Below are 13531 nucleotides of genomic sequence, written 5' to 3'. Positions count from 1 at the left end.
GCACGTGCAGACCTTTCGTCATGGCCTCCTACCTTTCTTTCGGGCCCCTGTCAGGGCCGATTCGTTAGCGCCCCTCCATATGAGACGCTGCTTGCTGACAGCTCTAGTTATATCCAAAAATCACCCGCAATTCCACCTCGCCCCCGAACGGTCAACAAAGTGCGATGAACGGTATATCGCATGTGATTCCCCCATGATGTACTTCGGCGTTCTAAAGTAACTTTTCTAAGGTAAACGCTCTTTTTTCTCAAAAATCATTCGCAATTACAACTCCAATCTTTCGATTAGGAATTGCATATCTAAAACGGTTTTATGTATATAAATGACGCTTGTTCGTGTTTCTGTCTGTATTCGATGATATTCAGCTACCTATCATTCTTATTCACACATACTCACCAGTTGAGTGAGGATATAGACCGTTTTTCACAACGCGACGGGCGTCAGCTCTATGGCTTGTCAGCGTAAGAAGTAGGTAAAGATACCGTTCACGCGATACGTCCGTGCCATAGGTCGACTAAATTGAGACAATAGTGAATAGTGTTAGGCAACCGTCCCCTGCGGGGACTGAACGGACAGATGCATATGCCGAGCAAAATCGAAAAAAAGCAAGCCGCCGCAAAGCTGCGCAAACCGCCGCGCGACTTCTCGTACACGCAGAACCGAGAGCTCAGCTGGCTACGCTTTGACAACCGTGTGCTTGACGAAGCCTTCGACGAGACCGTTCCGCTGTTCGAGCGTCTAAAGTTCGTGTCGATTTTCGAGTCCAACCTCGACGAGTTTCTCATGGTGCGCGTGGGCGGCCTGTCCGATCTGGCAGAGCTCAAAAAACAGCCTGTCGACAACAAGAGCAATATGACCGCCTCCGAACAGGTCGATGCCGTCATGGCCGAAATGCCCGGGCTCCTTACCCGATGGGAGTCCATCTTTAAGAGCATCGAGGGCAAGCTCGACGCCCTGGGCGTTCACCGCGCGCGTGTCGATTCGCTTACGCCCGAGGAGCGCACCTTTGTAACCCGCTACTTCCAGGCCTACGTGTCGCCGGTCATCTCACCGCTGGTGATTGACCCGCGCCATCCCTTCCCCAACCTGCGCAACGGCGCACTCTACCTGGCCTGCGGCCTGGACGGCGTCACCGACGAGGAAAGTCTGCTGGGCCTAATCGAGATTCCCGCCTCGATGAACCGCGTGGTCGAGATCCCCTCGCCCGCCGGCACCTACTCCTACATTCTGCTCGAGGACGTCATCCTCGCCTGCCTGGACAGCTGCTTTGGCTCCTATAAGCCGCTCGACCGCGCGCTCATCCGCGTCACCCGCAACGCCGACATCGATCCGGACGGCGAGGGCGTCGAGGAGGAAGAGGATTACCGTCAGCACATGAAGCGCATCCTCAAGAAACGCTTGCGCCTGCAGCCGGTGGTGCTCGCGGTCTCGGGGTCGCTCGAGAAGGCGACGCTCAAGACCATCCGCAAGGCGCTCGAGCTTTCGCGCCGCTCTGTCTTTACCTGCGATATCCCGCTCGACCTAGGCTACGTCTTTGGCATTGAGGGCAAGATTCCCGAGCACCTGCGCAACGAGCTGCTCTTTACGCCGTTTAAGCCGCAGCCCAACCCCACTATCGATATGACCCGCTCCATCCGCGAGCAGGTACTTCAGCACGACAAGCTGCTCTTTTATCCCTATGAGGCCATGAACCCCTTCCTGGATCTGGTGCACGAGGCCGCCTACGACCCCGAGTGCATCTCACTGCGCATCACGCTCTACCGCGTGGCCAAGCAGAGCCGCCTGTGCGAGTCGCTGATCGATGCCGCCGAGAACGGCAAAGAGGTCACGGTGCTCATGGAGCTCCGCGCGCGCTTTGACGAGCAGAACAACATCGAGTGGGCCGAGCGCCTGGAAGAGGCCGGCTGCACCGTCATCTACGGCTCCGAGGGCTTTAAGTGCCACTCCAAGATCTGCCAGCTCACCTATCGCGAGGGCATGGCGCTAACGCGCCTGACGCTGCTGGGCACCGGCAACTTTAACGAGAAGACGGCCAAACTCTACAGCGACTTTATGCTCATGACCGCTCACCCCGGCATCGGCGAGGACGCCAACCTGTTCTTCCGCAACCTGTCGCTGGGCAACCTGCGCGGCGATTACCGCTTCCTGGGTGTGGCGCCCGTCGGACTGAAACCGCTCATCATGCGCGGGCTTGACCGCGAGATCCAGCGCGCCCTCGCCGGCGAGCCCGCCCGTGTGTTCTTTAAACTCAACTCGCTCACCGACCGCGAGGTCATCGACAAGATCGCCGAGGCATCGTGCGCAGGAGTCCGCGTGGACATGATCATCCGCGGCATCTCGTGCCTCAAGCCGGGCGTTCCTGGCAAGACCGAGAACGTGCATGTCCGTTCTATCGTCGGACGCTTTTTGGAGCATGCGCGCGTTTACGCCTTTGGCGTGGACTCGGACATGATCTACCTGAGCTCGGCCGACATGATGACGCGCAACACCGAACACCGCGTGGAGATCGCCTTCCCCGTGCTCGACCCCACCTGCCGCGCCCTGGTGCACGAGTACATGGGCATGCAGCTGCGCGACAACGTGAAGGCCCGCAGCCTCACGAGCGACGGCACTTGGGTCCCCGTGGAGCGTGCAGAGGGCGAGAAGCCCTTCAACTCGCAGGAAGCCCTGCTGGAGCGTGCCTATCGCAACGCCGAGGCCGCGCCCGAGCCCGTCATTGAGGCAAAGCCTGCTCCTGAGCCGCAGCCGGCCACACCCGAGGTTCAGAAGGTCCAGGCGACCGTCATTGAGCCCGAGCCCGCACCTGTACCTCAGCCCGAGCCGCAGGTCACCAAGCCCGCACCCGCGACGAGCGCCCGTCGCGATAAGCCCGCCGGCAGGACCAAGGCCATCGAGCGCCATCGCCCCGGTCGCGTGCGCATGGGCCTGGGCCTGATCGGCCTGGGTCTTAAGACGCTCATTACCGGCAAGACGAAATAGTCGTTTGTAGAAGCAGTTTGTAGAAGCGCCCCGCATTTGAGGAAAGCCTCGGATGCGGGGCGCTTTTCCCTGCTACCATGGTGCGAACAACAACACGAATGACAGGCAGGGATATGAAGCTCACTATAGAATCGATGACCTACGGCGCCGACGGGCTGGCGCACGCCGACAACGGCAAGGCCGTCTTTGTGCAGGGCGCCGTGGCAGGCGACACCGTCGAGGCCGAGGTCGTACAGGACGGCAAGTCGTTCATGCGCGCCCGCACGACCGAGATTCTGGAGCCGAGCCCCGATCGCATTCAGCCTCCCTGCCCCTACGTGGGCATCTGCGGCGGCTGCTCGTGGGGCAATCTCTCACGCACGGCACAGCTTGCCGCCAAGGAGCAAAACCTGCGCTCCACGCTCGAGCGCATCGGCAAGTTCAGCCCTGAGCAAGTCGACGAGCTGGTGCAGCCCATCTGCCACACCAAGGACGACTGGGGCTACCGCAATAAAATCGAGCTCGAACCGACCGTCGTCAACGGTCGCGTGCGCCTTGGCATGCACGGTGTCGACCCCAGCAAAATCGTGACCGTCGATGCGTGCCCGCTGTTCGATAAACGTTTTCCCAAGGCGCTCAAATCGGTCGTCGGCGCACTCAACTATCTAAGCGGCAGCCATGACTTGGGACTCGAACGCGTGGGCATTCGTGCATCGCGCCGTACCAAGGCACTCGAGGTCGCACTCTGGACGCCCACAGGCTCTTTTCCGCGCTCGCAGGTCTCCCGCGTGCTGGCGGACGCCGCTCATCCCACGAGCATCGTGCGCGTGATGAGCAAGGGCGAAAAGAAGGCCCGCCGTGTCTCCAAGGTCGAAATGCTCGCCGGAGAGGGCTCATGGACCGAGAATATCGCCGAGGGTCAGATGCGCTTGTCTGCCCCGTCTTTTTTCCAGGTCAACACCAAGGGTGCCGAGATTTTGATCGAGCTTGTCATGGAAGCGCTCGACCCGCAAGAAGACGAGCTTGCCGTGGACCTGTACTGCGGCGCCGGAACCTTTACCCTGCCGCTCGCCCGCCGCTGCGACTTCGTCGCCGCCGTCGAGGCCTACGGCCCGGCCGTGCGCGACCTGCGCCGTAACCTGGAGATCAACAAGCTTGATAACGTCGACGCCATTGGCGGAGACGCGGTGCGCGAGTTCCCCGACCAGGATGCCGACGTCTTGGTGGTCGACCCGCCGCGCGCAGGCCTCGCCCCCGAGGCGATCGACCTTATCGCCAGCACGAGTGCTCGCGATGTAGCCTACGTGAGCTGCGACCCGGCCACCCTGGCGCGCGATCTCAAACGCTTTGTCGAAGAAGGCACCTTCTCCCCCGTAAAGATCACGCCAGTCGATCTGTTCCCACAAACCTTCCACTGCGAGACCGTCGTCCACCTTAGGCGCAACTAGTCACTCAATCATTGCTCAGATAAATCATTGAGAAATCGAGCGTGGCAAGCGGAGGTCTTCGGGGTATAAGACGGCTAATTGTATGCCGCCTATGAAAGGAACCCTCATGCCCAGCGTTGCCGTTCTCGCCGCCGATGGCTTTGAAACTATTGAATGCTTGACCATGGTCGATGTCATGCGTCGCGGCGGTGTGCGTGCTACGCTCGTCTCGATTATGCCCACACGTGAGGTCGTAAGCTCGCTGCAGATCCCCGTGACCTGCGATGCGCTCTTTGATGAGATCAACTTTGACGAGTACGACTGCGTCGCGCTGCCCGGCGGCTTGCCCGGTGCCACCAACCTGCGTGCCGATCAGCGCGTCTGCGACGTGGTCTGCGAGTTCGCCGCGACCAAGCACGTTGCCGCCATCTGCGCCGCCCCGTTTATCCTGGGCGAGCTCGACCTACTCGAGGGGCGCCACGCCACGTGCTTCCCTGGCTTTGAGAAAAGCTTCCCCGAAGGCGCCTATACCGGCGAGAAGGTTACGCAAGACGGCAACATCATCACCGCCAGCGGCATGGCCCAGTCGCTCCCCTTTGCGCTTGAGCTGCTGCGCACGCTCGCCGGCGACAAGGCCGTCGAGAAGGTCGCCGAGGGCATTCAGCTATGATTTTGGCTTCGCAATCACCGCGCCGCATCGAGTTGATGCGCGAGGCGGGCTATGACATTCGCGTGATTCCCGCAGATATCGACGAAACGCCTTTTGATGGCGAAGCTCCGCTTACACTCGTCGAGCGCTTGGCGCGTGCCAAAGCCGCCGCCGTTGCCGCCGAGCATGCCGAGCCCAACGAACTGACCGTCGCGGCCGATACTATTGTCACCTTCGATGGCAAGATTCTGGGCAAGCCGGCAACCGAGGACGAGGCGCGCACCATGCTCCGCGAGCTTTCGGGCCGCACGCACCAGGTCGCAACCGGCGTCTGCATCGTTAAGGCAGGCGACACGGCCGCTCCGCATGCCGCCGAGAGCCTGTCGTTTGTCGATGTGACCGACGTGACGTTCTATGAGCTTACCGAAGAGCAGATCGAGCGCTATGTTGCCTCCGGCGAACCCATGGACAAGGCCGGGGCCTACGGCATCCAAGGCACAGGCGGCCGCATGCTTGTGCACGATATTTCGGGTGACTTCTACAACGTGGTGGGCTTGCCCATCGCTCGCGTCGCACGCGCGATTCAAAAACTCTCGTAATTGCATCTGGCGCTGGTTATCCCCCAGCGCCTACAATTTTGCCGTACCGTACGGATCCCGACCGGGCATAAGGCCCGGCGGAAAACCGATAGGAGAAAACATGGACACACTGCTCGAAGCCATCGATGTTTGCAATGTCGATGGCTTTTGCTTTGGCAACTATACGGACGAGGAGGCTGGCACCGGCTGCACCGTAATCGTGGCGCCCGAGGGTGCCACCGGCGGCGTTGACGTTCGCGGCGGTGCTCCAGCATCGCGCGAAACCGACCTGCTGCGACCCGAGAACACCGTCGACAAGGTTCACGCCGTCTGCCTTTCGGGCGGATCGGCCTTTGGCCTCGAGGCTGCAAGCGGCGTCGCTCGCGAACTCGAGAGCCGCGGCATTGGTCTGCCCGTCGGCCCCACGCAGGTGCCCATCGTGTGCTCCAGCTGTATCTTCGACCTTGCCTTTGGCGACCCCACCGTACGCCCCGACATAGAGGCCGGCATCGCCGCCGTGCGCGAGGCACTCGACAACACCCCCACCACGCTCGAGCAAGGCAATGTGGGCGCCGGCACCGGTGCCACCGTAGGTAAGCTCATGGGCCCTGCCACCTGCATGAAGGCCGGCCTTGGCACTGCCGCCGTGGCGCTCGGTCCCGTTAAGGTAGGCGCCGTGGTTTCGGTCAACGCCTGCGGCAACGTTGTCGACCCCCTCACCGGCGAGTGGGTCGCCGGCATGCGCGCCGGAGCCGATAGCGACCAAATCGTCGATATGGAACTCGCAGCCTTTGCCGCCGCCGGATCCATGCAGATGCCGCTCGACCGCACCAACACCACCATCAGCTGCATCGTCACCAACATGGAGCTCACTAAGGCCCAGGCCACCAAGGTCTCCCAAATGGCCGCAGACGCCTACGCACACGCCATCCGTCCCACGCACACCACCAACGACGGCGACACCATCTACACCCTCGCCAGCGGCAAACTGGGCGCCCAGGCAAGCGCCGCCGTTCCCCTAGACCTGCTGGGCATGCTCGCCGTAAGGGCTTTGCAAACCGCCATCGTAAACGGAGCCAAAACCGCCAAAACCTCCCACGGCATCCCCGGCGCCGCAAAGTAATCTCACTCGACCGTCGGTCGGAGGCGGGCGGGCATTACGTTTGCTGCTCTACAGTCCTATGCAAGACGAAGGCCACATTAAGTGGCCTTCTTTGCATGCGGAACTCGCGACAAACGTAATGCCCGCCCGCCTCCGACCGACTTCCAATCTAATTCTTTTCAGCCCAGGCCCCTGTGTACCGCGCGTCGAAGATCTTCAAATTCAAATAACCTGACAATCGATTCTTATAGCAGAGGCCCCTTGGCCTTTAGTTTGATACAAGTTCCGCACGAGCCGGAAAGCACTCAATGTGCTCTCCGTGCGAGCAGGACTGTTCGCAGTAGCAAACTAAAGACCAAGGGGCCCAGTCAACCTATCAGCAGCGATTACTCAGCAGCTAGTTGAATTTGAAGATCTTCGAGGCAAGACGGTATAGGCCGAGTGTGGTTTTGTCTCCGGCACGACCGCGGAGGTTAGTGAAGAAGCCGACCACACCGTAACGTGCACGACGATACATACGCTCGTCATAGGCCTTCAAATCATTCCACAGCGTCTTCAGACGCTCATCGGCACAATCCTCGTCGGAAAGCTTGGTCAGCACCGAGCAGATCGCCATCATCATGGTGAAGTAGCCCATCATGTACGAACGCAGACGCGACGACTCGACATCGCCGTACAGGTGGTACGACTCCATCATGATACGCGTAACACGGAACTGCTGGTCCAGACGCTTGACCATCGTGGCCTCGTTGACACTCTGGCCCTCGCGACCGATAAAGTAGCGATAGAGGTCGATGTCGGCGTAGTACATGGTCTTGCAACGCGGCAGCGGCACGTAGGCGTAGATGTTGTCCACATAGAACGTGTGCGGCGGCATGGGCAGGTTGGACTCGCGCAGCACATCCGTGCGATAGCACAGGCTGTGCATGAGCAGATTCTGGTCCAGGCGGAAATGGCCGATCTGGTCCCAGGTAAAGATCTTTTTTCGAGGCAGGGCAAACTTGTAACCAATGGCCGTATGCGTACCCTCGTAAACCTTCTCGTACACGTAGTTCGAGATAAACAGGTCAACGCGCTGGTCGCGCTCTTCAAAGCCGCGCAGAATCGACAGCATGGTCGAAAGGGCAGCGCCGTCAAGCCAGTCGTCCGAGTCGACAACCTTGTAGTAGGTGCCCTGCGCCTCGCGCAGACCCGAAAGGACGGCAATACCGTGGCCGCCATTCTCCTGGTGCACCGCGCGGATGATTCCAGGATAACGGGCCTCCCACTCGTCGGCCTTGGCGGCCGTCTCATCCTTGGAGCCGTCGTCCACCACGATAATCTCGATATCGGTGGCGTAATTGCTCCCCTCCAGAATGGAGGTGACGCAATGGTCCATGTCCTTGGCGGCGTTATACGAGGGAATACCGAATGTTATGACTTTATGCATGGCAGGCGATAATCTCATCCGAAAGATCGAGGGCAGAATTGGTCACGGCGTCCATGTCGTAGTAACGATACTCGGCCAGACGACCCACCGGGTGGAAGTTTGTCAGGTTCTGGACGCGCTCAAGATAGCGCTCGTAGAGCTCGCGGTTCTCGGGCTCAAGAATGGCGTAGTACGGCGTCTCACCCGAGCCAGGCGTATAGGCCTTGGAGTATTCCTTCATGATGGTGGTCTTGCCGGGCAGGACCTGACCGGTCATGTTCTTGAACTCGGTAATGCGCGTGTAGTCCTCGCTCGTGGTGTAGTTGACGGTGCCCACGGGCTGGAACTGATCCATATCGAGCGTCTCGAACTTCATATCGAGCGTGCGGTACGGCAGGGCACCCAGGTCGAGGTTGAACAGCTCATCGAGCGGACCGGTGTAGACGATCTCGCCGCCATAGACCTTGCCGTCAACTTTAACGGTGGTCTCGTCAATCTCAAACAAATCGCGAGCGTCAACGTCGCAGAACACATCGATCAGATCATGATCGAGCATATGCTCGAACAGCGCGGTGTAGCCGTCCTGCGGCATACCCTGGAAGGGGGCCTGCGGGAAGTAGCGATCGTCATCGCCCACAAAAACGGGAACGCGACCAGTGATCGAGGGATCGATCTGGTCGGGCGTCTGACCCCACTGCTTCATGGTGTAATGCAAAAAGACGTTCTCGTAGACGTAGTCGGCGACCTCGGCAAGATCCGGGTCGTTCTTCTTGCGCAGCTCCATAATGGGCACCTTGACATCCTTGCCAAAGGTCTCCACGAGCTTCTGATACAGCTCCTCGCCGCGCTCATCGCCAAAAGCAAGCTTGAGGCTCGCGTGGTTGAAGGGCACGGGCATAAGAGTGCCGTTGATGTTGGCAAGCACCTTGTGCTGATAGTCCGTCCACCTGGTAAAGCGCGATAGGAAGTTGTGCACGCGCTCGTTAAAGGTGTGGTAGATGTGCGGACCGTACTCGTGGATCAGGATTCCAGCCTCGTCAGCGCAGTCGTAGGCATTGCCTGCAATGTGGCTACGACGCTCCAGAACGGCAACGCGATAGCCGATAGTCTCGGCAAGACGGCGGGCACAAACGGCACCAGCGTACCCGGCACCGACGACGATCATGTCGTACGCACCGGCATTAAAGCCTTCAGGCAGGCCTGAGGTAATCTGCATCGATACTCCTTGTCAAAAGCCACACGCTTTTTAACTGGGCTTTTTCTCGAACATACGTCGAGACATATTTATCAGAGCGATTATAGCGCTAATGCGTCCTATAATGAGCTTGCCACACAAGGAAAGCTCAAGCACCGCGGCGTACATAATTGAAAGGTAAACCCGCTAGCAGCGGGTTTATTCGTGAACAGCCGGGTGCCTGGAGCTTAGCGAAACGCTTGTAAGGAGTAACATGAGCGATTTCCTAAACCGTATGAAGTCTGCCGCCAAGGCCGACCTTAAGACCATCGTCCTGCCCGAGGGCGAGGACCCGCGCACCATCGTCGCGGCGAACAAGATCATCGAGGAGGGCCTGGCCAACATCGTCATCCTGGGCAACCCCGATGACATCAACGTTCCCGGCGCCACCATCATCGACCCGCGCAATGCCGAGAAGCACGAGGAGTACGCGCAGAAGTTTGCCGAGCTCCGCGCCAAGAAGGGCGTCACCATCGAGCAGGCTCGCGCCCAGGTGATGGACGCCACCTACTTTGGCACCATGATGGTCAAGATGGGCGATGCCGACGGCTTGGTCTCCGGCGCCTGCCACTCCACTGCCGACACCCTGCGCCCCGCGCTGCAGATCCTCAAGACCGCCCCGGGCACCAAGCTGGTCTCGGCCTTCTTTGTGATGTGCACCGACACCCCGCAGTTCGGCACCGACGGCACGCTGATCTTCGCCGACTGCGGCCTCAACATCAACCCGTCCTCTGACGAGCTCTCCGAGATCGCCATTGCCTCTGCCCACTCCTGGTCCACCTTCATGGGCAACGTCGAACCGCACGTGGCCATGCTCTCCTACTCCACCATGGGCTCCGCCGGCGGCGAGGTCGCCAAGAAGGTCCAGGAGGCTGTGAAGTTCTGCAAGGAGAAGGCTCCCGAGCTCGCCATCGATGGCGACCTGCAGCTCGACGCCGCCATCGTCCCCACCGTCGCCCAGCTCAAGGCTCCCGGCTCCTCCGTCGCCGGCAAGGCCAACGTGCTCGTGTTCCCCGACCTCGAGGCCGGCAACATCGGCTACAAGCTGGTCCAGCGCTTCGCCGGCGCCGACGCCTACGGCCCCATCCTGCAGGGCATCGCCAAGCCGGTCAACGACCTTTCGCGCGGCTGCTCTGCCGACGACATCGTGGGTGTCGTGGCCATCACCGCCGTCCAGGCTCAGATGGCTGAATAGCTTACATATCCCCTCGGGACCCTGCAGGGCAAAGCTCTGAAAACGTCCTCGGACATGCATGAAACCCCCGCTGCGCACTTCGTGCGGCGGGGGTTTCATGCGTCCTGCGGAATGTTTTCAGAGCTTTGCCCTGCAGGGTCCCTGCCGTCACGCAGCAGTCAGGGAATCTGGAGTGGGCGGCGGCTTGGCTACGAGCTGGGGCTGAGGATCTGAACGAATGGGTGACGTTGCTGGGAGCGCAGGCGTTGCCGGCGATGATCACTTTGGAACTGGAATTTCCGCCTGCTAGTAAAAAGGCCTCCGGGCTGTTGCTCTGGAGGCCTTTTTGTCAATTACAAACGAATGCGTTAGTTGTTCTTGGTCAGACGCTCGACGTCGTGGGCGATCATGTATTCCTCGTCGGTGGGGATGACCATGACCGTGACGGAAGAGCCGGCGGCGCTGATGACCTGCGGGCCGTTACCCACGGCCTCGCGGTTCTTGTTGTTGTCGATGCGCACGCCCAGCCACTCGAAGCAGTCGCAGAAGGCCTTGCGGATCGACCAGTCATTCTCGCCAATGCCGGCGGTAAAGGTAATGGTGTCCACGCCCGCCATTGAAGCGGTCATGGAGCCGGCCTGCTGCATGGCCTTGTAGGCGAACATATCGAAGGCGAGCAGGCAGCGCTCGTCGCCCTCGGAGGCGCGCGTACGGATGTCACGGGCGTCGTTGGAGATGCCCGAGATGGCAAGCAGACCAGACTGCTTGTTCATCATGTCATCGACTTCCTGGTAGCTGTAGCCGCCCTCGCGCTGCAGGTAGCACACGGTAGCCGGGTCAATGGAACCACAACGGGTGCCCATCATCAGGCCGTCGAGCGGCGTGAGGCCCATCGTGGTATCGCGGCATACACCGTCCTCAATGGCGGCGAGCGAAGCGCCGTTGCCCAGATGACACGAAAGCAGACGGTGGCAGCGCGAACCCAGGATCTCCTTGGCCATCATCCACTCATAGCGGTGGCTTGTGCCGTGGGCGCCGTACTTGCGCACGTGATACTTGTCACACACGTCCTTGGGCAGGGCGTAGGTGTAGGCGACCTCGGGCATAGTCATGTGGAACGAGGTGTCGAAGACGGCCACGTTGGGCAGCTCCGGATACTTCTCGCGACAATACTCGATTGCCGCCGCCTCGCCGTAGTTGTGCAGCGGGGCAAGCGGTGCCACCTCGAGGATCTTAGCCATGACCTCATCGTCGACGACCGCGGAATCGTCAAAGTACCAGCCACCCTGAACAATACGATGCCCAATGCCATCGATCGTAAAGTCGGTCTTCTCGAGCTCCTCGAGCACACGTGCGATAGCCGAACGGTGGTCCGGGAAGGGGACCTCCTCGGTTTGCTTGGCGCCACCGTTCTCGGAGTGGCCAAAGATGCCCATGTCCGAACCGATACGTTCGCAGTTGCCCTTGGCGAAAACCTCGCGGGTATCGGTATCCAAAAGCTGATATTTAAGGCTTGAGCTACCGGCGTTGACAACAAGTACGTTCATGAGACTCCTTTGCAGTGCGATACGGTCGGCGCAGACCCCTTAAGGCGGCCGCATGTTAATAAGAAGTTATCACAACTTGATAAATAGCTATCAGGCATATCGCCCAACGAGCACAAAAGAGGGGCTGAACGGCGCTCGGTCGTCCAGCCCCTCCCCTCTTGGAATTACTTGCCGTTGACGATGCGCTCGACGTCGGAAGCGATCATGAACTCCTCGTCCGTGGGGATGACGAAAATCTTGACCTTGGAATCCTTGGCAGACAGGCACCAAGCGCCGTCACCACGCAGGGCGTTGCGGGCATGATCCATCTTGACGCCCATAAAGGCCAAGCGGTCGGCAACGCCGGCGCGGACAGCCGGAGCGTGCTCGCCGATGCCGGCGGTAAAGACCAGGGTGTCCATACCGCACATAGAAGTGGCCATCTCGGCAGCCTTGGCGGCAATCTTGTAGACAAACATGTCGAAGGCGAGCTGAGCCTCGGGGTCACCAGCAGCGGCGAGCTCCTCGACGTTGCGGCAGTCGTTGGTCTTGCCGCCGGTCACAGCCAAAAGGCCGGACTTCTTGTTCATCATCTCGTCGACCTCGTCGAAGGTGTAGCCGCCCTCGCGCTGCAGGTAGCACACGGTAGCCGGGTCGATGGAACCGCAGCGGGTGCCCATCATGACGCCGTCGAGCGGGGTCAAGCCCATGGTGGTGTCCATGCACTTGCCGTCCTCGATGGCGCACAGGGAAGCGCCGGAGCCGATATGGCACACGACGACCTTGCGGGCCTCGCCGTTGGTCATCTCAGCGACCTTCTTGGAGATATAACGGTAGCTGGTGCCGTGGGCGCCGTACTTACGGATGTGCAGCTTGTCGCAAACATCCTTGGGCAGAGCGTAAGTCTTGGCGACCTCGGGCATGTTGAAGTGGAAAGCGGTGTCATAGACCGTGACGTTGGGCAGGTCGGGATACTGCTCCAGGCAGTACTCGATAACGTTGGCCTCGGGGTTATTGTGCAGCGGGGCGAGCGGAGCAACCTCGCGGATCTTGGCGAGGACGTCCTCGTCGACGAGGGAGGAATCACCGAAGTACCAACCGCCCTGAACGATACGGTGGCCGATACCCTCGATCTTGACGCCGTTGGCCTCAAGGTCCTTCAGGACGACCTCGATGGCGACCTTGTGGTCGGGGAACTCGATGTTCTCGGTCACCTTCTTGGAGCCGTTGGCAGCATGGGTGAAAGTGCCGCCGGTAAAGCAGACGCGCTCGCAGGAGCCCTTTGCGGACACCTTATGGGACTTGGTATCGATGACCTGATACTTAAGGGTCGAAGATCCTGCGTTGACGACCAGAACGTTCATGTGTCTCCCTACTAACAGGCGGTGTGGCGCCGCCAGGTTACATACGCTTCAATAATAAACCCAAACGCCCTCGCGCTCGGGTTTATTGCGTTGATATATAAGTTATCGGTG

The 13531-nt window shown here is 60.1% G+C and carries 10 protein-coding genes; 6 read left to right on the top strand and 4 right to left on the bottom strand.

The window, feature by feature from the left end:
• Positions 1–582: 582 nt before the first annotated feature.
• From ppk1 to AB5Z14_RS06940, 5 genes are all read left to right on the top strand, one after another.
• On the top strand, positions 583–2979 hold the full coding sequence (gene ppk1, locus AB5Z14_RS06960) for a polyphosphate kinase 1 (protein WP_368130868.1): 2397 nt from the start codon (positions 583–585) through the stop codon (positions 2977–2979).
• A 98-nt stretch (positions 2980–3077) separates the two neighbouring features.
• Positions 3078–4406, top strand: a complete 1329-nt coding sequence (gene rlmD, locus AB5Z14_RS06955; protein WP_368130867.1) for a 23S rRNA (uracil(1939)-C(5))-methyltransferase RlmD — start codon at positions 3078–3080, stop codon at positions 4404–4406.
• A 106-nt stretch (positions 4407–4512) separates the two neighbouring features.
• Positions 4513–5055: a DJ-1 family glyoxalase III gene (locus tag AB5Z14_RS06950; protein WP_368130866.1), complete on the top strand. Its 543-nt coding sequence runs from the start codon at positions 4513–4515 to the stop codon at positions 5053–5055.
• On the top strand, positions 5052–5633 hold the full coding sequence (locus AB5Z14_RS06945; RefSeq protein WP_117786881.1) for a Maf family protein: 582 nt from the start codon (positions 5052–5054) through the stop codon (positions 5631–5633). The genes AB5Z14_RS06950 and AB5Z14_RS06945 overlap by 4 nt, the downstream gene beginning before the upstream one ends.
• Positions 5634–5733: 100 nt before the next feature.
• A complete protein-coding gene (locus AB5Z14_RS06940) occupies positions 5734–6735 on the top strand; it encodes a P1 family peptidase (RefSeq protein ID WP_368130865.1) in 1002 nt (333 codons plus the stop codon).
• A 376-nt stretch (positions 6736–7111) separates the two neighbouring features.
• Here the strand turns inward: AB5Z14_RS06940 and AB5Z14_RS06935 are convergent, their stop codons facing one another.
• On the bottom strand, positions 7112–8143 hold the full coding sequence (locus AB5Z14_RS06935) for a glycosyltransferase family 2 protein (RefSeq protein ID WP_368130864.1): 1032 nt from the start codon (positions 8141–8143) through the stop codon (positions 7112–7114).
• Entirely contained in the window at positions 8136–9338 is a 1203-nt protein-coding gene (glf, locus tag AB5Z14_RS06930; protein WP_368130863.1) for a UDP-galactopyranose mutase, read from the bottom strand. Before glf ends, AB5Z14_RS06935 begins: the two co-directional genes overlap by 8 nt.
• A 232-nt stretch (positions 9339–9570) precedes the next feature.
• Here glf and pta point away from each other — a divergent pair, with 232 nt between their 5' ends.
• Positions 9571–10551 carry a phosphate acetyltransferase gene (gene pta / locus AB5Z14_RS06925; protein ID WP_368130862.1) on the top strand — a complete coding sequence of 327 codons (981 nt, stop codon included), beginning with the start codon at positions 9571–9573 and terminating at the stop codon, positions 10549–10551.
• A gap of 347 nt (positions 10552–10898) precedes the next feature.
• Here the strand turns inward: pta and AB5Z14_RS06920 are convergent, their stop codons facing one another.
• A complete protein-coding gene (locus tag AB5Z14_RS06920) occupies positions 10899–12077 on the bottom strand; it encodes an acetate/propionate family kinase (RefSeq protein WP_368130861.1) in 1179 nt (392 codons plus the stop codon).
• A gap of 164 nt (positions 12078–12241) precedes the next feature.
• A complete protein-coding gene (locus AB5Z14_RS06915) occupies positions 12242–13420 on the bottom strand; it encodes an acetate/propionate family kinase (RefSeq protein ID WP_006234305.1) in 1179 nt (392 codons plus the stop codon).
• Between the last annotated feature and the right edge of the window lie 111 nt (positions 13421–13531).

Source organism: Collinsella aerofaciens (assembly GCF_040910265.1).
GTDB lineage: Bacteria > Actinomycetota > Coriobacteriia > Coriobacteriales > Coriobacteriaceae > Collinsella > Collinsella aerofaciens_BK.
The sequence above is the reverse complement of the archived record's forward strand: the minus strand, read 5'-3'. Positions and strand labels throughout refer to the sequence as shown.

What these genes read in the sequence shown, in the direction of transcription:
- pta (WP_368130862.1), top strand. Translation starts at nt 9,571, where the DNA reads ATGAGCGATTTCCTAAACCGTATGAAGTCTGCCGCCAAGGCCGACCTT.
- AB5Z14_RS06935 (WP_368130864.1), bottom strand. Translation starts at nt 8,143, where the DNA reads ATGCATAAAGTCATAACATTCGGTATTCCCTCGTATAACGCCGCCAAG.
- AB5Z14_RS06945 (WP_117786881.1), top strand. Translation starts at nt 5,052, where the DNA reads ATGATTTTGGCTTCGCAATCACCGCGCCGCATCGAGTTGATGCGCGAG.
- AB5Z14_RS06920 (WP_368130861.1), bottom strand. Translation starts at nt 12,077, where the DNA reads ATGAACGTACTTGTTGTCAACGCCGGTAGCTCAAGCCTTAAATATCAG.
- glf (WP_368130863.1), bottom strand. Translation starts at nt 9,338, where the DNA reads ATGCAGATTACCTCAGGCCTGCCTGAAGGCTTTAATGCCGGTGCGTAC.
- AB5Z14_RS06915 (WP_006234305.1), bottom strand. Translation starts at nt 13,420, where the DNA reads ATGAACGTTCTGGTCGTCAACGCAGGATCTTCGACCCTTAAGTATCAG.
- rlmD (WP_368130867.1), top strand. Translation starts at nt 3,078, where the DNA reads ATGACAGGCAGGGATATGAAGCTCACTATAGAATCGATGACCTACGGC.
- AB5Z14_RS06950 (WP_368130866.1), top strand. Translation starts at nt 4,513, where the DNA reads ATGCCCAGCGTTGCCGTTCTCGCCGCCGATGGCTTTGAAACTATTGAA.
- AB5Z14_RS06940 (WP_368130865.1), top strand. Translation starts at nt 5,734, where the DNA reads ATGGACACACTGCTCGAAGCCATCGATGTTTGCAATGTCGATGGCTTT.
- ppk1 (WP_368130868.1), top strand. Translation starts at nt 583, where the DNA reads ATGCCGAGCAAAATCGAAAAAAAGCAAGCCGCCGCAAAGCTGCGCAAA.